We start from the raw sequence: 18,944 nt of genomic DNA on the forward strand, positions 1-18,944 counted from the left end.
CTGTGGCGTGGAAACCTCCATGCGCGACACTGGGTGACGCCGGTTCGCCGTGGCCGGATGATGCGCCTAGCATCATCGAGACCGTCATCGACGCATTCCGAGGAACCCCAGTGCGCTTTCGTCTGACCCCCAGGGAGACGAGCTTTTACGACATGTTCGCGGCCTCCGCGGACAACATCGTGACGGGCTCCAAGCTCCTCATGGAACTGCTCGGGGCGGAGAGTTCCGCGCGGGCCGAACTGGCCGAACGGATGCGGGCGGCGGAGCACGCCGGGGACGACGCGACCCACGCGATCTTCCACCAGCTGAACTCCTCCTTCATCACGCCGTTCGACCGTGAGGACATCTACAAACTGGCCTCGTCCCTGGACGACATCATGGACTTCATGGAGGAGGCCGTCGACCTCGTCGTGCTGTACCAGGTCGAGCAGCTGCCCCGGGGCATCGAGCAGCAGATCGAGGTGCTGGCGCGCGCGGCGGAGCTGACCGCCGAGGCCATGCCGCACCTGCGCACGATGGACAATCTCACCGAGTACTGGATCGAGGTCAACCGGCTGGAGAACCAGGCGGACCAGATCCACCGCAAGCTGCTGGCGCACCTGTTCAACGGCAAGTACGACGCGATCGAGGTCATGAAGCTCAAGCAGATCGTGGACGTACTGGAGGAGGCCGCGGACGCCTTCGAGCACGTGGCCAACACCGTCGAGACCATCGCGGTCAAGGAGTCCTGACCGCTCGTGGACACGTTCGCGCTGGTCGTGACCGTCGGGGTCGCGCTCTTCTTCACCTATACCAACGGTTTCCACGACTCCGCGAACGCGATCGCGACCTCGGTCTCGACGCGCGCGCTGACGCCACGGGCCGCGCTGCTGATGGCGGCGGTGATGAACCTGGCCGGTGCCTTCCTGGGCAGCGGTGTGGCGAAGACCGTCAGCAGTGGCCTGATCGAGACGCCCCACGGGGCGAGCGGGATGGCGATCCTGTTCTCCGGGCTGCTCGGCGCGATTGTCTGGAATTTGATCACCTGGTACTTCGGCCTACCGTCGTCTTCCAGCCACGCGCTCTTCGGCGGACTGGTGGGCGCCGCGCTCGCCGGGGGCATCGCCGTCCACTGGACCGGGGTGCTGGAGAAGATCGTCCTGCCGATGTTCATCTCGCCCATAGTCGGGCTGGGCCTCGGCTACCTGGTGATGTGCGGGCTGCTGTGGGCCTTCCGGCGGGCGAACCCGCACCGCGCGAAGCACGGTTTCCGGATCGCGCAGACCGTCTCCGCCGCCGGTATGGCCCTCGGACACGGCCTCCAGGACGCGCAGAAGACCATGGGCGTGGTGGTGATGGCGCTGGCCATCGCCGACGTGCAGGACGACAACAGCATCCCCGTCTGGGTCAAGATCTCCTGCGCCCTGATGCTCTCCCTCGGCACCTACGCCGGTGGCTGGCGGATCATGCGGACGCTCGGCCGCCGCATCATCGAACTGGACCCGCCCCAGGGCTTCGCCGCCGAGACCACCGCGGCCGGTGTGATGTACACCGCGTCGTTCCTGTTCCACGCCCCCATCTCCACCACCCACGTGATCACCTCGGCGATCATGGGCGTGGGCGCGACGAAGCGGGTGAGCGCGGTGCGCTGGGGGGTCGCCAAGAACATCGTGCTGGGCTGGTTCATCACCATGCCCGCCGCCGCCTTCTCCGCCGCCCTCACCTATGGCGTCATCTACCTGCTCTTCGCCTGACGCGTCCCCGCGCCGGTTCCGCACCCGGGAGCGTGCGGAGGCGCGCGGGCGGCGCGCGGGCCGCCGCGCGGGGATATCGGCCTCACAGCGGCCCGCCGCACACGGAAGTGGGCCCGCCTCCGCGAGGGAGGCGGGCCCTGCCGCGCGGTGGCACCGCCATGCAGCACCGCGCGGCGGCCGGGGAGCCGGATCCGTCGACGATCCCCGGCACGTGTGAGGGAGGTCCCCGGGGCGGTCAGCCGAAGCGGCCGGAGATGTAGTCCTCGGTGGCCTGGACCGAGGGGTTGGAGAAGATGCGCTCGGTGTCGTCGATCTCGACGAGCTTCCCCGGCTGACCGACGGCCGCGAGGTTGAAGAACGCCGTGCGGTCGGAGACCCGGGCCGCCTGCTGCATGTTGTGCGTCACGATGACGATCGTGTACTGCGACTTCAGCTCGCCGACCAGGTCCTCGATGGCGAGGGTGGAGATCGGGTCGAGCGCCGAGCAGGGCTCGTCCATCAGCAGGACCTGCGGTTCGACGGCGATGGCCCGGGCGATGCACAGGCGCTGCTGCTGGCCGCCGGAGAGGCCCGAACCGGGCTTGTTCAGCCGGTCCTTCACCTCGTTCCACAGGTTGGCGCCGCGCAGCGACCTCTCCACCACCTCGTCGAGCTCCTTCTTCTTGTGGCCGCCGTTGAGCCGCAGGCCCGCGGCGACGTTGTCGAAGATGGACATGGTGGGGAACGGGTTGGGCCGCTGGAAGACCATGCCGATGGTGCGGCGCACGGAGACCGGGTCGACGCCCGTGCCGTACAGGTCCTCGTTGTCCAGGGTCACCTTCCCCTCGACGCGGCCGCCCGGCGTGACCTCGTGCATCCGGTTCAGGGTGCGCAGGAAGGTCGACTTCCCGCAGCCCGAGGGGCCGATGAAGGCGGTGACGGAGCGGGGCTCCACCGTCATGGAGATGTCGTCGATGGCGCGGTGGCCGCCGTAGAAGGCGGTGAGGCCGCTGACGTCGATGCGCTTGGCCATGGGACTGTCACTTTCTTCCGGAGGCCGGGGGTGCGCCCCGGTGGCTTGCGGTCGTCGGCTGTGGCGCCGTGGCCGGGCGGCTGGCCCCGGGGGTGGGGCCGCCGCCGCGCGGCGGGCGCGATCGGGGGTGCGCGCCGGTCAACTCCGCGCTCCCTTGGGCGCCTTCCAGCGGGCGATGCCACGGGCGACCAGGTTGAGGATCATCACGAAGGCGATGAGCGTGAGCGCTCCGGCCCAGGCGCGTTCGATGCTCGCCTCGTTGCCCAGCTTGTACTGGTTCCAGACGTACAGCGGCAGGGACTCCTGCGCGCCCGAGAAGGGGTTCGGGTTGATCAGCGGGTTGCCGAAGACCAGCAGCATCACGGGCGCGGTCTCGCCGGTGATGCGGGCCACGGCCAGCATGACGCCGGTGGTGATGCCGCCGATCGCGGTCGGGAGGACCACCTTGATGATGGTCTTCCACTTCGGCACTCCGAGGGCCAGGGACGCCTCCCGCAGCTCGTTCGGGACGAGCTTGAGCATCTCCTCCGTCGAGCGGACGACGATCGGCATCATCAGGATGGCCAGCGCCATGGCGCCCGCGAAGCCGGAGGGCCCGAAGCCGAGGCCCAGGTTCCAGAAGGCGAGGACGAACAGCCCGGCGACGATCGAGGGGATGCCGGTCATCACGTCGACGAAGAAGGTGACGGCCCGCGCCAGCCCGCCCTGCCCGTACTCGACCAGGTAGACGGCGGTCAGCAGGCCGACGGGGGCGGCGATCAGCGTCGCCAGCCCGACCTGTTCCAGGGTGCCGAGCAGCGCGTGGTAGATGCCGCCGCCGGGCTCCAGGTTGGTCATCCCGCCCATCGAGTGGGTGAGGAAGTACCCGTCCAGCAGCGGCAGTCCACGCTCGACGGTGGTCCATCCCAGGGAGACCAGCGGCACCAGCGCGACCAGGAAGCAGACCCAGACGACGCTGGTGGCGATCCGGTCCCTGGCCTGCCGGGGTCCCTCGACGGCGCTGGTGATCGCGTAGGTGCCGGCCACGAAGAAGAGGGCGGCGAGCAGACCCCACTGGACCCGGCTCTCCCAGCCCGCGACCAGGCCGAGGCCGACGGCGAGGGCCACCGAGCCGCCGGCGACGCCGAGCGGGGCCCAGCGCGGCAGCCGCCGCTGCGCCAGCGGGGTGTCGGGGGTGGCGGTGGTGCCGCTGGGGCGGTCTATGACGGTCTCGGTCATGCGTTGGCCCCCGAGTACTCCTTGCGGCGGCCGATGACGTACCGGGCCGCGCCGTTGACGAGCAGGGTGATGACGAAGAGGACGAGACCGGAGGCGATCAGCGCGTCCCGGCCGAACTCGTTGGCCTCGTTGAACTTCGCCGCGATGTTCTGCGCGAAGGTGCCGCTGCCCGGGTCGAGCAGGTGCCAGGAGAACAGGAAGCCGGGGGAGAGCACGGTTGCCACGGCCATGGTCTCGCCGAGCGCCCGGCCGAGGCCGAGCATCGAGGCGGAGATGACGCCGGAGCGGCCGAAGGGCAGCACCGACATCCGGATGACCTCCCAGCGCGTGGCGCCCAGCGCCAGGGCCGCCTCCTCGATGGCCTTCGGCGCCTGGAGGAAGACCTCCCGCGTCACGTTGGTGACGATCGGCAGGATCATGATCGCCAGCAGGACGCCGACGGTGAGGATGGAGCGGGCCGGGCTGCCCGGGTTGGTCATGTCGAAGATGACCGTCCAGCCCAGGAACTGGTCCAGCCAGCGGCTGAGACCGTCCAGGTACGGCACCAGGACCAGGGCGCCCCAGAGCCCGTAGATGATCGACGGGACGGCGGCCAGCAGGTCGATCAGGTAGGCCAGCGGGTTGGCCAGTCGGCGCGGTGCGTAGTGCGAGATGAACAGCGCGATCCCGACGGCGATCGGCACCGCGATGACCATCGCGATCACCGAGCTGACGAGGGTGCCGAAGGCCAGGACGCCGATACCGAAGGCGGGCGGGTCACCCTGCGGGTTCCACTCGAAGGCGGTGAGGAAGGAGACCGAGTTGTCGGACAGCGCGATGCTGGCGCGGTAGGTCAGGAAGACCGCGATCGCGGCCATGATGAGCAGGAGTATGAGCCCCGAGGCGCTGGAGAGCGCGCGGAATATCCGGTCACCCGCGCGGACCGGCCCGCCGCGGGGCGGCGGTGGCGACTGCGGGGCCCGCTGGGGGTCTGGTGTGGTGGTGGTGTCCATTCTGACTCCGGTCTGGTGGGGAGGGTCTCCCCTGGCGGCGGTGCACCGGATGGCGCGGCCGTCCCTGCGCGGTGGCGGGGGACGGCCGCGCCGGGGTCAGGCGAGTTCCGGGATGGTCGCGCGGACCTTCTTGGCGATCTCCTCGGGGAGCGGCGCGTAGCCGATCTCGGAGAGGGCGCTCTGGCCGTCCTCGCTGGCGGTGTACTTCAGGAAGGACTTGGTGGCCTTGAGGGTGTCCTTCTTGTTGCCCTCGTCGCAGACGATCTCGTAGGTCACCAGGATGATCGGGTAGGCGCCCGCGGCCTCGGTCCGGTAGTTCAGCTCCAGCGCGAGGTCCTTGCCCTCACCGATCACCTTGGCGTCGGCGATGGCCTTCGAGGCGTTGTCGGTGGTGGCCTCGACGGGCTCCCCGGCGCCGGTGTCGATCTTGACGCTGTCGAGGTCGTTGGCGGTCGCGTAGGACAGCTCGAAGTAGCCGATGGAACCCTCGGTCTGCTTGACCTGCTGGGCGACTCCGGAGGAGCCCGAGGCGGACTGGCCGCCCTTCGCGGGCCACGCCTTCTCGTCCTCGTACTTCCACTGCTGCGGGGCGGCGGCCTTCAGGTAGGCGCCGAGGTTCTGGGTGGTGCCCGACTCGTCGGAGCGGTGGAACGCCTGGATCTTGCTGGACGGCAGCTTGGCGTCCGGGTTCAGCTTCTTGATCGCCGCGTCGTCCCAGGTGGTGATCTTCGAGTCGAAGATCTTCGCGAGGGTCGGGGCGTCCAGGACCAGGTCGTCCACGCCGGACAGGTTGTACGAGATGGCGACCGGGCCGCCGAGCATCGGCAGGTTGATGCCCTTGCCGCCCCCGGCCTTGCAGACCTTCTTCTGCGAGGCGGCGACCTCGTCCGGCTTGAGCGCGGAGTCGGACCCGGCGAAGGCGGTGGTGCCCTGGAGCCACTCCTGGATACCGCCGCCGGAGCCGATGTCCTTGTAGTTGATCTGCGTTCCCTCGCAGGCCGCCTGGTAGTTCTTCACCCAGGCGTCCACGGCGTTCTTCTGCGCGCTGGAGCCCGAGGCCAGTAGCTTGCCGTCGCCCGCGCAGGCGATGTCGCCCGTGGCCTGGCTGCCGCCGCCCTCGGGGTTGCCGCTGTTGTCGTCCGAGCCGCAGGCGCTGAGCACCAGGGCGCCGGTTACCGCGATGGCGCCGACGGCGAGGGCGCGCAGCCGGTTCGTGCGCTGAAGCTTCACTGTCGTTCGGTCCTTCCTGGAGCCCGCCGGTGGGGACGGCGCGCGGGGTGAGATCGGGTGATCAGCTGGCGGTGCGTTCCCGGAGGGAGGTGGCACGCGCCAGTAAGGCTGAAATTAGGCAGAGCAAGTGAAGTGGCCGACGGGGGTGGATGAACGCGAGGTGAATCTCGGCGGTCGGCCCCGTAGCCACCCCTCGGTCCCCACGCACCCCCGTCCACACCCCCTCCGTCCCCCTGCGATATCACGGATGGTGGCCATGGGTCACGATCCGTGACTGAGTGGAGGGGCGCTCCCGGGCGCCGCGCACGGACCGCTCGGCGCGAGTGGTCGCGAGCGGTCGGGGACGGTACAGGGCGGAGGCGGGGCTTCCGCTGGAGCGGTGGGGCGCGGGGCCCGCGCGGGACGACGGTGGTGGCGGGCGGACGTCCCGGCAGATCGCTCTGTCGTATTCCGCATCCACATGGCAGCATCCCCAGCAGCGCCGGGAGTTGACGCGGAGGACGGGGGTGGCCGGAGTGCGCGGCCAGGAACGGATACGGAACGGCACCGGGGGCGCCGGAGCGCGCCGCGCGGCGCTGGTGACGGTCTGCGCGCTGGGGCTGCTCGCCGCTCCGGGCCCGGGCGCGGCGCACGCGGCGCCGGACGAACCGCCGAAGAAGCGGAGTCTGGAGAGCGTCCGCGCCGAGATCGAGGAGCTGCACGACCGGGCGGGCTCCGCGACGGACGCGTACAACGCCGCCGACGAGCGCGCCACGGCGCAGCGCCGTCAGGTCCGGAAGCTGTCCGGAAAGCTCCGGGACACCCGGCGCACCCTCGACAAACTGACCAACACCGCCGGGGCGATGGCCCGCGCCCAGTACCGCGGGGGCGGGCTGCCGGACGAGGCGCGGCTGATGCTCGGCCGCGATCCGGAGCGCTTCCTGCACAACGCCACCATCGCCCGAAAGGGACAGCAGGCCACCCGCGGCTTCCTGGCCAGGCTCCGGCAGACCAGGGCCGAACTGGACGACGACTCCGCGAAGGCCACCCGGAAGGGGAAGGCGCTGGAGGCGGAGCGCGCCCGGAAGGCCGCGGCGCGGAAGAAGATCACCGCTCAGCTGAAGAGGGCGCGGAAGCTGGAACGCTCCCTGGAGGCCGACGAGTTGAAGCGGATGCGGGAGCTGGACGAGAAGGAGGCGCTGGCCCGGCACGCCAAGTGGCTGAAGACCGGGGCGCTGGAGCAGATCAACGCGAAGGCGTCCAGGGCGGGGAAGCGCGCCATCGCCTACGCGACGGAGCAACTCGGCAAGGACTACGAGTGGGGCGCCGAGGGGCCCACCACCTTCGACTGCTCGGGTCTGACCCTGCGGGCCTGGGAGGCGGCGGGCGAGACCATCCCGCGCACCTCGCAGGAGCAGTGGAAGCGGCTGCCCAGGGTGCCGCTGAAGAAGATGCGCCCCGGCGATTTGATCATCTACAAGAAGGACGCCAGCCACGTCGGGATCTACGTCGGCAAGGGCGAGATGCTGCACGCCCCGCGCACCGGCCGGACGATCACCGTGGAGGGCGCGGGCTCGCTGCCGATCCTGGGCGTGGTGCGTCCCGACAAGTGAGCCCCGACAGGCCCGACAAGTGCGGCAGGTGAGCCCCGGCCCGTGTCCCCCGCGCCCGTCAGCCGGAGCTGAGCCCGCCCGCCGACGCCGCGCGCCCCGCTCGCCGGGGCCGTCCGCTGGGACGGACGACCACCGCCCCGCTGGGACGCGTCCGGCCCCCGCGTCGCGCCCTCGGTGGCCGGGCGACGCCGGTGGGTTCGGTGGACGTCGCGGACGGATCCGGGGACGTCCGGATGGTTCGGGTGATGTGCGACGCGTGCCGCGACAGCGTTCCGCTTCGCGGACGCGGGGGCTGGCTGACCGGGCGTGATGTTGGTCATGACAGGCGCCGGAGGTCGCCGTCAGGGCCCTGAACTGCGGTGTTCTGTGGGACATATGACATGGGCCCTTCCCGTGGCCCATTCCGTCGTGCGCCGTACGGACGCTATCGTCCCTCCGGACACCTCGGCCGGGCGACCGACCATCGCGCCGTGAGCGGGGGTGGCGTCGGCGGTCCCGTCGCCGCCGTGTTCCGGGGGAGGAAGAGGAAAGATCATGCCCGTAGGAGTGGAACGGGGCAGCTCCACCGGGTGGCCGCCAGACCAGGTGGGCATGGACCCCCACCCGGAGCCCGCGCCCCCGACGGACGCCGCGCGACGCGGTGTCGCGCCCCACGACGGCCACCCGCCCGACCCCGCCGGGAACCCGGCGGGTGGGGAGCCCCGTTCGGAGCCCGCGCCGCTGGACCAGGGCGAGGGGCAGGCCACCGGGCTGCCCCTGCCGTTGACGCTGCTGGTCATCGAGGACGACCCGACCGGCGCCGGAAGCGTCCCCGAACTGCTGGACGGCTCGGGCCGGATCCGGGTGCGCACCGCGCGGAACCTCACCGAGGCCGAGCGGCTGCTGACCGACGGCGTGCACTGCATCCTGCTCGACCTGGCGCTGCCGCACGGCGTGGGAGAGGACGACGAACCCGGGCCCTGGCACTCCCGCGCGCGGTCCGAGGCGGCGGCGGGCGAGGCGCACGGCCCCGGCGAACTGCACATCCTCCGGCACGTCCTCCGGCTCGCCCCGTCCCACGCGGTGCTGGCGCTGACGGACGGCGCGGACGCCGAGCGGGCCGCCGAGGCGGTCCGCGTCGGGGCCCAGGACTACCTCTTCCGGGACGAACTGGACGGTCGGCTGCTCGGGCGCGCCATCCGGTACGCCGTGGAGCGCAAGCGCGCCGACCTCGCCCAGCGGCAGCTGACCGAGAGCCGGCTGCGCGCCCAGGAGAACGCCCGGCTGGAGCGTGGGCTGCTGCCCACGCCCCTGCTGGAGGGCAGCGAGCTGCGCTTCGCCGCGCGCTACCGCCCCGGCCGCTCCCGCGCCCTGCTGGGCGGTGACTTCTACGACACCGTGCGCACCGCGGACGGAACCGTGCACGCGATGATCGGGGACGTCTGCGGACACGGTCCCGACGAGGCGGCACTCGGTGTGGAACTGCGCATCGCCTGGCGCGCGTTGACCTTCGCCGGGCTCTCCGGTGACGAACTGCTGGGCACCCTGCAACGGGTCCTGGAGCACGAGCGGGCCAGCGAGGAGGTCTTCGCGACGCTCTGCGCCGTCGACATCGCGGCCGACGGGAACAGCGCCAGCGTCTGGCTGGCCGGGCACCCCGCGCCCTTCCTCCTGGAGGAGTCCGAGATCACCCCGCGGCTGCTGCGCGACGCCGACCACGGTCCGGCGCTGGGCCTGCTGCCGAGCACCCGCTGGCCGCGCGCGCGGGTCGCGCTGGAGGGCAGCTGGAGCCTGCTGATGTACACCGACGGGCTGATGGAGGGCCGGGTCGGCGAGGGCCGCGGCCGTCTCGGGCAGGAGGGCGTCGCCGAACTGCTGCGCGCCAGACGAGCCGAGGGCGCCGGGGGCGAGGCGCTGCTGGACGCGGCGGTCGGGGACGTGCGGCGGCTCAACGGGGGTGAGCTGACCGACGACGTGGCGGTGCTGCTCCTCGCCCGGGACGCCCCCGCGCCCCCGCCGTCCACCTGAGGCGCGGAGCCCGGACTCCCGGGCGCTCCGGAACCCCGGGAGGGGGTTGTCGGGGGCCCGGTCCGGGTCTCCGTTCCGGTCTCCGCGTCTCCCGTGTCCGCGTCTCCCGTGGCGGACACGACGGCGCCGCCCGGTCCGGGGACCGAGCGGCGTGCGTGGACGTACGGGGAGGCGCGCGGGAGGCGGCCGCGGGGCCGCCCGGCTCAGCGGCCGCCGTTGTACGGGCCGTAGGGACCGTCGCTGCTGCTGCCGCCCCGGCGCGGGCCGTTGCCCGTCACCTGCTTGAGCGCCGGACGCACGTCCACCGCGTAGACGATGGTGGCGACGGCGCCGATGATCTTGAGGATGAACATCCCCGGCAGCAGCAGGTTCACCGCGAGCGTGACGCCGAGCAGGATCAGCCACATCGGCTTCGTCTGCTTGTCGGCGGCGCGGAACGCGTCCTCACGGCGCAGCAGGGCGTCGACGAAGGTGAAGACCGCGAGCCCGATCAGCACGACGTCGATGATCAACCACATGCCGAACTGGAAGTTATCCACCAGCATGGTGCTCACTCTCCTCGTCGTTCGAGCGGGGGCCTCCGCCGCAACCGTACCCCCGGCCGTCCGGCGCGTGCACCACCCCGGCGGGCGCCACGGTCACGGAGAGCGGACCGGGGGAACCCGGCCGGGGTGAACCGTCCGCCGGGGCGGCGGCCCCCCGGGCCGGGTCCGGTCAGGCGTTCCCGGCGTCACCGGCGCCCCCGGTCTCCCCGGTGGGCCCGGCTCCCTCGGCTCCCGTGGCCCCCTCGCCGGAGGCGGCCACGCCGCCGCCCTTCGCGGTCCCGGTCGTCCTGGCGGTTCCGGTGGTCTTCGCCGATCCGGTGCCCCGGGCGCTCCGGGCGGTCCTGGCCGATCCGGTGCCCCCGCTGGACTTCGCCGTCGTGGCCTTGGCGGCCTTGGCGGCCTTGGCGGCCTTGGCGGACTCGGTGGCCTTGGGGGCCGCCTTCGCCGTGCTGGTGGACGGGGCGGAGCTGGCTCCCTCGGCGGTCCCGTCCGTCGTCGCGGCGCCGGGTGCCGTGGCGGCCCCCTCGGAGGAGGTGCCGGTGGCCGTGTCCCGGGTGGCCGAGCCCCGGGCCCGGGTGCTCCGGGTGCCGCCGGTCCGGTGGCCGCCGGTGGCCGGAGCGTCGGCGGGCTCCTCGGCCGGGGGTTCGGCGACCTTGACCGGCCCGCGCTCCACGGTCACCACCGTGGTGCCCGGGGCGTCCTCCCCGCGCCACTGCCGGACCGCGCCGCGCCCCCGGTCGGCCAGCTCGTCGTAGGTCTCGCGGGCCTTCACCGCGTACTCAGCGGCGACGCCGACGCCCTGGAGGGCCATGTGCTGCGCCTGCTCACGCAGCCGCCTGATGTCCAGGTCGATGCCGTTCAGCGCCTCGCTGACCCGGGTCTGCGCGTCCCGGGCGTGCTGGGCGACCTTGGCCCGCACCTCCCCGGGGTCGGTGGCGCGGACCTCGGCGACCCGGCCCGGCGCCTCCTCGCGGATCTTGTCGAGGACGCCCGCGGCGAAGTAGAGCGGCGTCGGGTCGCTGAGGGTCCTGCGGAGTTCGTTGGCGATGGGCATGAGGGTCAACTCCCTGATGGAACTGGTGGCTCCGGACGGAACGGGTGGTTCAGTCCGCCGCTGGGCCGGACGTGCGGCCGGTGGTCTTCTTCGAGGTCCGGGGCTTCTCCCCGCCCCGTCGGCCCGTTCCCCCGGTGGCCTTCCGCGCGCTTCCGGTGGCCGTTGGCCGGGCGGTGCCCCGCGGTCCGGTATCGGCCTCCGGGCCGCCGGCCGCGCCGGGGCGCTCGGCGGCCGCCTCCGGGGCGGGGCCGGGGGCCGCGTCCGGCGATGGCGTGGCGCCGCCGGACCGCTCGTTCTCCTTGCGGAACGACTCGTAGATCTGGAGCAGCGCCTGCTTCTGCGGGTCGCTGATCGCGGAGTCGGCGAGGATCGCGGCCGGTACCTGCAACAGGTCCTCCCGCTCCCGCTCGTCGAGGATCCCGGCCTGGACGTACAGCGTCTCGGCGGAGATCCGCAACGCCTTGGCGAGCTGCTGGAGGATCTCCGCGCTGGGCTTGCGCAGCCCGCGCTCGATCTGGCTCAGGTACGGGTTGGACACCCCGGCCGCTTCGGCGAGTTGACGCAGGGACAGTTCGGCGTTACGCCGCTGTTCCCGCAGGAACTCACCGAGGTTGCCGACGTTGAGGGAGGCCATGTGCTCCAGCATGCACCCGCTTGCTAACTATTGCAAGCATCCGCTTGCAACAGTGTCGCTCGCCGCCGGGTAGCCCGCACGGTCCGGCCGGGCCGCGGAGGGCCGGTCTTACCGGTCCGGCTGGTCTCCGCGTCGCCGAGGCGGTTCGGGATCGGGCGCGGATGCCCGGGGGTTCAGGGGTTCGGGGGAGGGGCTGGTGTCGTCCGTCCGCCGTGGGCCGGGGTGCTGTGCGAACGGGGGCCGGACGGGCGGGGGTTGGGGTCGCGAGGGGTGGACTCAGGGCGTCCCGTGGGGGATGCGGGCCGCGATGTGGTCGAGGTGGGCGTCGAGGATCTCCTCCAGCGCGGCGCGGCGGTCGGCCCCGAGGGGGCGGATCTCGCGGGCGAAGTGGGCCAGGGTGGGGAAGCGTTCGGGGTCGGCGCCGAGTACCGCGACCCGGAACTGCTCCATGCCCTGCTCGTACTCCGTGGGGGCGGTGGTGTTGATGCCGGCCTCGGAGGAGATCAGGGCGGAGATCAGGACGACGAGCCGGTGGTAGTGCCCCGGGATCTCCTCGTCGGGCAGGCCGGAGGCGCGCAGGGCCCGGAGGGCCTCCTCCAGGATCAGCCGGGACCCGGTGCCGCCGGAGCCGTAGCGCCCCCAGACCGCGGCGAGTTGGGGCTGTTCGCCGAACGCGTCGTGCAGGCGCAGGGCCAGCGCGGTGACGCGCTGCCTCCAGTCGCCCTCGGGGTGGTAGCCGTCGACGGCGGACAGCAGGATGCGGTCGGCGACCGCGCGCAGCAGTTCGGTCTTGTTGCGGAAGTGCCGGTAGAGGCTGGACGAGTCGGTGCCGAGCGCGGCGGCGAGCCGGCGCACGCTGAACTGCCCGGCGTCGCCGGTGCGCAGCAGCTCCGCCGCGGTGTCCAGGATCTCCTCCGTCGACCATCGCCGTCGGCCCGTCATCTCGCCCCTCTCGTCAAGCCCTCAGGGTACTCGTGCACTTGGTGTTGCACGCACCGCGTGCATAATGAGGGCGTGAGCGTGCCGGGCCCCGGTGGGACCGGGCCGGTACGCCCCTCGCGCCCTGCCCCGGGCCGGGCGACCGAGGGGAGCACGTCCGGACCAGCCGAAAGGACACCTCTCGTGCCGAAGCCCCTGGACCCCGCGGCGCTGGACGCCGCCCTGGAGAACGTCCACCACGCCGGAATGCCGGGCCTGTTCGCCGAGGCGTGGGACGGCGACCAGGTCTGGCGCGGCGCCGCCGGGGTCGCCGACGTCGACACCGGCCGTCCCGTCACCGCCGACATGCGGCACCGGGTGGGCAGCGTCACCAAGACGTTCACCGCCGCCGCCGTGCTGCGGCACGTCGAGAGCGGGCAGATCGGGCTGGACACGGCGATCGGCCGGTACCTCCCGCGGCTGGTCCCCGGCGACCGGGGCGCGGAGGTCACCGTCCGGATGCTGCTCAACCACACCAGCGGCTTCGCCGAGTTCCTGCCGTACGCCTATCCGTCACTCCGGGCGTACCCCGTCATCCAGGACCTCTGGCCGGAGAGCCTGGAGGAGCGGCGGCTCGCGCGCTATCACTCCACCGAGCTGGTCGAGACGGGGGTCGCGGCATCCCCCGTCGGCACTCCGGGTGGCACCCCCGGGGTGTACTCCAACACCAACTACGGGCTGCTCTGCGCCCTTCTGGAGCACGTGACCGGGACGACGGCCGAGCGGTACATCACCCGGGAGATCATCGAGCGCGCCGGGCTGCCGGACACCGAACTCCCCACCGAGCCACGGATCGAGGGGCCGCACTCGCGGATGTACGAGGCGTGGTTCGGCCGCCTCGACCCGCCGCGCGACTTCAGCGTCTACGACATGTCGTGGGTCGGGCCCGCGGCCTCGCTGATATCGACCGTCGCGGACCTCAACCGCTTCTTCCGCCTGCTGATGGCCGGCGAGATCGTCAGCCCGGCGTCACTGGCCGAGATGCGCCGCACCGTCCCGGTGATCTCCCAGGAGGGCAGGCCCATCCGCTACGGGCTCGGCCTGCGCCCGATGGAGGCCAGCGGACGGGACGACTTCTGGGGCCACGACGGCAGCGTCTGGGGCGCCGGGGCGCTGGCCATGATCCGGGCCGACGGCCGGCGGCAGGTGGCCGTCGCGGTGAACCTCCAGCGCTGGAACGCGCTGGACGCCTCGGGGGTGCCGCGGCCCCACCCCATCGACGAGGCGCTCGCCGCCTTCCACCGCCTGGCGGCGGGGGACTGACCCACCGGACACCGGGCCCCGGCACCCTCCCCGCACCTCCCCGCACGTCATCTCCCGGGCGGCACAAGGGTGTTGAGGTGGGACTTCGCGACATTCGTCCAAGACCCCACGGCGCGGCCCCGGCACGGTGGACGAACGGAGCGACCGACACCGTGGACCCCTCCGGGGGCCCGTCCGGGGGGCGGGCCCGGGACCGAGCGGGGCGAGACGGCCGGGGAGCGGGGCGGTGGGGAGCCGCGCGGAGCGCGGGCCGCCCCGGACGAGCCTGACGACGACGGGAGAGCGATGAACCCCACCGAGCTGGACGCCGGACGGGAGCGGTCCGCACCGCCCCCACCCACCGGCGCGAACCCCGGCGCCGCCACCGGCACGAACCCCGAGACCGGGTCCGGGGCCGGTGCCGCCAGCGGCGAGGGTTCCGGCGCGGACGTGGCGACGGCCGGGCTGCTGCGCCCGTACGCCGGGACCTTCGCCGCCGTCGTGCTGCTCCAGGTCGTCGGCTCCGTGGCGGGGCTGGCGCCGCTGCTGGCCGTCGTCGAGCTGGGCCGCGCGCTGCTGTCGCCAGGCCCCGCCGACCACGGTCACGTGTGGACGGTGGTGGTCTGGGGCGCCGGGGGGCTCCTCGTCCGGCTGCTGTGCACGGCCGCCTCCACCGGCATCGGCCATCTCCTCGACACCCGGGTCCAGTTGGCGCTCCGGCGGGCGCTGGCCGCGCGGCTGGGACGGGCCCCGATCGGCTGGTTCTCCCGCCGCCGGACGGGCGAGCTGGCGAAGGTGGTGGGCGAGGACGTCAGCGCCGTGCACCCGTTCATCGCGCACGCCCCCGGCGAGCTGGTCTCCGCCTTCGTGGTGCCGCTGGTGTCGCTGGTCTACCTGTTCACCGTCGACTGGCGGCTGACGCTGATCACGCTGATCCCCGTGGCGCTGGCCCTGGCGCTGGTGCCGTTGCTGATGACGCCCGCCCGGCAGCGCGAACAGGAGGAGTACGACGCGGCGATGGGCCGGATCACCGACTCCGTCGTCGAGTTCGTGCGCGGTATCGCGGTGGTCAAGGTCTTCGGCGGGACCGGCAGCGCCCACCGCGGCTTCCGAGTCGCGGCGGACGCCTTCGTCGACACCTTCCGCCGGTGGGTGCGCGGGGTGTCCGGGGTGGCGGCCGGCATGCAGGTGGCGCTCTCCCCGCCGTTCGTGCTGCTGACCGTCCTGACCGGCGGTACCGCGCTGATCGTCCACGGCGGGCTCGCCCCCGCCGACCTGCTGCCCTTCCTGCTGCTCGGACTGGGCCTGACCGCCCCGGTCGCGGGGCTCGGGCACGGCTTCGACGACCTGCGGGCCGCCCAGCGCGCGCTCGGCCGCATCCGGGAGGTGCTGGCGGTGCCCCCGCTGCCGGAGCCCGCGCGCCCGGCCGCGCCCCAAGGGCACCGGGTGGAGCTGCGGGACGTCCGGTTCGGCTACGAGCCGGGCCGGGAGGTGCTGCGCGGCGTCGACCTGACCCTGGAACCCGGCACGGTCACCGCGCTCGTCGGACCGTCCGGCGGCGGCAAGTCGACGCTGGCGCAGCTACTGCCCCGGTTCTCCGACCCGACCCACGGCTCGGTCACCCTCGGCGGCGTCGACCTGCGCCAGCTCGCCAGCCACGACCTCCACCGCACCGTCTCCTTCGTCTTCCAGGACGTACGGCTGCTGCGCGCCCCGGTCGCGGACAACATCGCGCTGGCCCTGCCGCACGCCGACCGCGAGGAGGTGGTCCGCGTCGCCCGGCTCGCCCAGATCCACGAACGGATCAGTCAACTCCCGCGCGGATACGACTCGGTGATCGGGGAGGACGCCGAACTCTCCGGCGGCGAGGCCCAACGGATCGCGCTCGCCCGCGCGTTGCTCACCGACGCGCCCGTCCTCGTGCTCGACGAGGCGACCGCCTTCGCGGACCCGCGCACCGAACAGGCCGTGCGCCGGGCCCTGGAGGGGCTCACGGGCGAGCGGACCGTCCTGGTCATCGCCCACCGCCTGGAGACGGTCGCCGCGGCCGACACCGCCGTGCTGCTGGAGGACGGGCGAATCACGGAACGCGGCCGCCCCTCCGAACTGCTCGACCGCGGCGGCGCGTTCGCCGCGTTCTGGGCGACGCACACCACCGCGCCGCCCGATGACCGGACCGCGCCCCCCGGGGCGCCGCGGCGAGGAGACGAACCCCGATGATCCGTACCCTGCCGCGAGTGCTGGGCCACGAGTACGCCCGGCCGACGCGCCGCACCGTGGCGCTGATGACGACGACCGCGATCGCCGAGGGGCTGTCCTACGCGCTGCTCGTGCCGGTGCTGCGCGCCCTGTTCGGGGACACACCCCGGGACGCCTGGCCCTGGCTCGCCGCCTTCGGCGGCGCCGTCGCCGCCTACGCTGCGCTGCGTTACCTCAGCGACCTGTCCGGCTTCCGGGTCGGCGCCGAACTGCTGCGCGGCACCTACCACCGCTTCGGTGACCACCTGGCCCGGCTGCCCCTCGGCTGGCACGGCACCGCCCGCCTCGGGGAGGTCTCCGTCCTCGCCAGCCGCGGCGTCCTGGACGCGATGGGCGTCCTCGCGCACCTGCTGGCGCCGTTCGTGTCCGCCTGCGTGACCCCGCTGACCATCGTCGTCGTGATGCTGGCCGTCACCTGGCAGCTGGGGCTGGCCGCGCTGCTCGCCGTCCCCCTCGTCGCGGCGATCCAGCTCTGGACCGGGCGGACCACGGCCGCCGGGGACGCGGAGCGCGTCGAACGCGAACACGAGGCCACCGGCCGCGTCATCGAGTACCTCCGGGCCCAGCCCGTGCTGCGCGCCGGCGGCCGGAGCCAGGAGCGGTTCGGGCTGCTCGACGACGCGCTGCGGGACCTCGAACACGCCTCCCGCCGATCCACGGTGTCGGCGGTACCCGGCGTGCTGGGCCTGGCGCTCACCGTGCAGGCGGTGTTCACCGCGCTGCTCACGCTCGGCACCCACCTCGCGCTCGGCGGCACCCTGGGCCCGGCGGAGACGCTGGCGACCCTGGTGCTGGCCGCCCGCTGCGCGGACCCGCTGCTGTCGCTCGCCGACATCGGCGGCCAACTCCGCGGTGCCCGCACGGTGTTGTCCGGACTCGACGCCGTACTGCGCGCCGAACCACTGCCCGAACCCGACAAGCCGGAGCAACCCGCAGGACACGGCCTGGAGTTGGACTCGGTCGTCTTCCACGGCGGCGGCGACCGCGTGGTGCTGGACGGGGTTTCGCTGTCCGTGCCGCAGGGGCGCCGGCTCGCGGTCGTCGGGCCGTCCGGCGCCGGGAAGAGCACCCTGCTGCGGCTGCTCGCCCGCTTCCACGACGTGGACGGGGGCGCGGTGCGGATCGGCGGAGTGGACGTACGAGCCGTCCGCACCGAGGAGTTGATGTCCCACTTCGCCATCGTCTTCCAGGACGTCCACCTCTTCGACGGCACCATCGAGGAGAACGTCCGCCTCGGTCGCCCGGACGCCGACGTGGCCGAGGTGCGCGCCGCGGCCAGCGCGGCCCGGCTGGACGAGGTCGTCGAGCGGCTGCCCGGCGGCTGGGCGGCGCACATCGGGGAGGGCGGCGCCCGGCTGTCGGGTGGGGAACGCCAACGCGTCTCGATCGCCCGCGCCCTGCTGAAGGACGCCCCCGTCGTGCTGCTGGACGAGGTGACCTCCGCGCTGGACCCGGCCAACGAGGCCGCCGTCCACGAGGGGATCGAACGGCTGATGGCGGGCCGGACGGTGGTGATGGTCGCCCACCGCCCCCGCACCGTCCGCGGCGCCGACCGGATCGTCTTCCTGGACGGCGGCCGGATCGTGGAAGAGGGCGACCACGACGAACTGCTGCGCCAGGACGGCCGGTACGCCGAGTACTGGAACATCTCCCTGGCCCCGGCGCTCAGTTCACCGCCTCAGCCCCAGTGGGCGATGAACAAGCCGCTGAGGTAGGAGAGTTCGTCAATTTCGTCAACCGGCGCCGGGCGGCGGGGCGGCCGCCGTCCGGCACCCGTCGGCGAGACGAACTCCCCCTACTCCGAGGGCTCCTGGGTCCACAGAGTGAGGTCGCTGCTGGTGGCGACGGCGAGGGTGCGGCCGGAGGGGGAGAAGCCCGCCGCGCGCAACTCCGAGTAGTCGGCGTGGTGGACGTGCCACCAGGTCTCACCCGGCTCGCCCCGGTGCACCCCGCCCCGGGTGGAGAGAATCACCCGCTCGTGCGGCCACTCCGGGCTGACCACGTCCACACTCCAGCCGGTCGGGGCGGAGCTGTGCAGGCCACCGCCGAACAGCCCGGCGATCCGCACCGGGACGCCGGAGACCGGGCCGAGCCCCGGACAGCACAGCTCGGGCGAGTCCTCCGGGGTGCTGGACTCCGGGTCGGGATCGCGGTCCCGGGCGAGCTTCTCCCCGGTGCGCGCGTCGAACAGCCCGTGGCCGTCGCTGGAGACGACCATCACCAGGTCCCGCCCGTCGTCGGGGTGGAGCGCGAAGCCGACGCCGAGCAGACCCCCGATGGGAGTGGTGCGGTCCAGCACCGGCCGCCAGGGCGCGGGCGCCGCCATGACCGGCGCGCGCGAGTACCGCCTGCGGAGACTCCTCTGGTACGAGCTGAACACGACTCCCCCTGTACGACGCTGTGGTGACGGCCCCGGCCGGTGCCGGTCCCCGCTGACGGTCCGGACGG

At 73.1% G+C, this 18,944-nt stretch carries 16 protein-coding genes; 7 read left to right on the top strand and 9 right to left on the bottom strand.

The genetic code is table 11. The features are described from left to right. The first annotated feature begins 110 nt into the window (after positions 1 to 110). Both E0L36_RS23920 and E0L36_RS23925 read left to right on the top strand, forming a co-directional pair. Positions 111 to 731: a DUF47 domain-containing protein gene (locus E0L36_RS23920; protein ID WP_180931338.1), complete on the top strand. Its 621-nt coding sequence runs from the start codon at positions 111 to 113 to the stop codon at positions 729 to 731. Positions 732 to 737: 6 nt separating this feature from the next. Beyond that, positions 738 to 1,733 carry an inorganic phosphate transporter gene (locus tag E0L36_RS23925; RefSeq protein WP_180931339.1) on the top strand — a complete coding sequence of 332 codons (996 nt, stop codon included), beginning with the start codon at positions 738 to 740 and terminating at the stop codon, positions 1,731 to 1,733. Positions 1,734 to 1,968: 235 nt separating this feature from the next. Here E0L36_RS23925 and pstB read toward each other — a convergent pair whose 3' ends face one another. The 4 genes from pstB to pstS all read right to left on the bottom strand — a co-directional run bounded on the left by pstB (position 1,969) and on the right by pstS (position 6,185). Then, positions 1,969 to 2,745, bottom strand: coding sequence for a phosphate ABC transporter ATP-binding protein PstB (gene pstB, locus E0L36_RS23930; protein WP_180931340.1), 777 nt, complete (start codon positions 2,743 to 2,745; stop codon positions 1,969 to 1,971). A gap of 138 nt (positions 2,746 to 2,883) precedes the next feature. Continuing rightward, a complete protein-coding gene (gene pstA, locus E0L36_RS23935) occupies positions 2,884 to 3,963 on the bottom strand; it encodes a phosphate ABC transporter permease PstA (RefSeq protein WP_180931341.1) in 1,080 nt (359 codons plus the stop codon). Next, positions 3,960 to 4,955: a phosphate ABC transporter permease subunit PstC gene (gene pstC / locus E0L36_RS23940; RefSeq protein ID WP_180931342.1), complete on the bottom strand. Its 996-nt coding sequence runs from the start codon at positions 4,953 to 4,955 to the stop codon at positions 3,960 to 3,962. The genes pstA and pstC overlap by 4 nt, the downstream gene beginning before the upstream one ends. A gap of 96 nt (positions 4,956 to 5,051) precedes the next feature. Beyond that, positions 5,052 to 6,185, bottom strand: coding sequence for a phosphate ABC transporter substrate-binding protein PstS (gene pstS / locus E0L36_RS23945; RefSeq protein ID WP_180931343.1), 1,134 nt, complete (start codon positions 6,183 to 6,185; stop codon positions 5,052 to 5,054). Positions 6,186 to 6,700: 515 nt separating this feature from the next. Between pstS and E0L36_RS23950 the strand changes: the two genes are divergently transcribed. Together E0L36_RS23950 and E0L36_RS23955 are read left to right on the top strand one after the other, a co-directional pair. Beyond that, complete coding sequence (locus E0L36_RS23950) at positions 6,701 to 7,777, top strand: NlpC/P60 family protein (protein ID WP_308416908.1); 1,077 nt, start codon at positions 6,701 to 6,703, stop codon at positions 7,775 to 7,777. Between the two features lie 591 nt (positions 7,778 to 8,368). Continuing rightward, entirely contained in the window at positions 8,369 to 9,784 is a 1,416-nt protein-coding gene (locus E0L36_RS23955; protein WP_374705589.1) for a PP2C family protein-serine/threonine phosphatase, read from the top strand. Positions 9,785 to 9,987: 203 nt separating this feature from the next. On the opposite strand, the gene E0L36_RS23960 is transcribed toward E0L36_RS23955, so the two are convergent. From E0L36_RS23960 to E0L36_RS23975, 4 genes are all read right to left on the bottom strand, one after another. Continuing rightward, the gene (locus E0L36_RS23960; RefSeq protein ID WP_180931681.1) at positions 9,988 to 10,329 is read right to left on the bottom strand and encodes a DUF2516 family protein; all 342 of its coding nucleotides are present in this window, start codon (positions 10,327 to 10,329) and stop codon (positions 9,988 to 9,990) included. Between the two features lie 169 nt (positions 10,330 to 10,498). After that, positions 10,499 to 11,383, bottom strand: coding sequence for a hypothetical protein (locus E0L36_RS23965; protein WP_180931345.1), 885 nt, complete (start codon positions 11,381 to 11,383; stop codon positions 10,499 to 10,501). A 49-nt stretch (positions 11,384 to 11,432) separates the two neighbouring features. Beyond that, positions 11,433 to 12,017: a helix-turn-helix domain-containing protein gene (locus E0L36_RS28035; protein ID WP_258016599.1), complete on the bottom strand. Its 585-nt coding sequence runs from the start codon at positions 12,015 to 12,017 to the stop codon at positions 11,433 to 11,435. Positions 12,018 to 12,293: 276 nt separating this feature from the next. Then, positions 12,294 to 12,959 (bottom strand): TetR/AcrR family transcriptional regulator, encoded by a 666-nt coding sequence (locus E0L36_RS23975; protein ID WP_180931346.1) that lies wholly within the window; start codon positions 12,957 to 12,959, stop codon positions 12,294 to 12,296. 180 nt (positions 12,960 to 13,139) lie between these two features. On the opposite strand from E0L36_RS23975, the gene E0L36_RS23980 reads away from it, so the two are divergent. From E0L36_RS23980 to E0L36_RS23990, 3 genes are all read left to right on the top strand, one after another. Then, positions 13,140 to 14,258 carry a serine hydrolase domain-containing protein gene (locus E0L36_RS23980; protein ID WP_308416909.1) on the top strand — a complete coding sequence of 373 codons (1,119 nt, stop codon included), beginning with the start codon at positions 13,140 to 13,142 and terminating at the stop codon, positions 14,256 to 14,258. Between the two features lie 285 nt (positions 14,259 to 14,543). After that, on the top strand, positions 14,544 to 16,457 hold the full coding sequence (locus E0L36_RS23985) for an ABC transporter ATP-binding protein (protein ID WP_180931347.1): 1,914 nt from the start codon (positions 14,544 to 14,546) through the stop codon (positions 16,455 to 16,457). Next, complete coding sequence (locus E0L36_RS23990) at positions 16,454 to 18,211, top strand: ABC transporter ATP-binding protein (RefSeq protein ID WP_180931348.1); 1,758 nt, start codon at positions 16,454 to 16,456, stop codon at positions 18,209 to 18,211. Before E0L36_RS23985 ends, E0L36_RS23990 begins: the two co-directional genes overlap by 4 nt. An 80-nt stretch (positions 18,212 to 18,291) precedes the next feature. On the opposite strand, the gene E0L36_RS23995 is transcribed toward E0L36_RS23990, so the two are convergent. Beyond that, positions 18,292 to 18,822, bottom strand: a complete 531-nt coding sequence (locus E0L36_RS23995; RefSeq protein WP_219637066.1) for a hypothetical protein — start codon at positions 18,820 to 18,822, stop codon at positions 18,292 to 18,294. Positions 18,823 to 18,944: the final 122 nt, after the last annotated feature.

It is taken from the genome of Streptomyces sp. AJS327 (assembly GCF_013450295.1).
Lineage (GTDB): Bacteria > Actinomycetota > Actinomycetes > Streptomycetales > Streptomycetaceae > Streptomyces.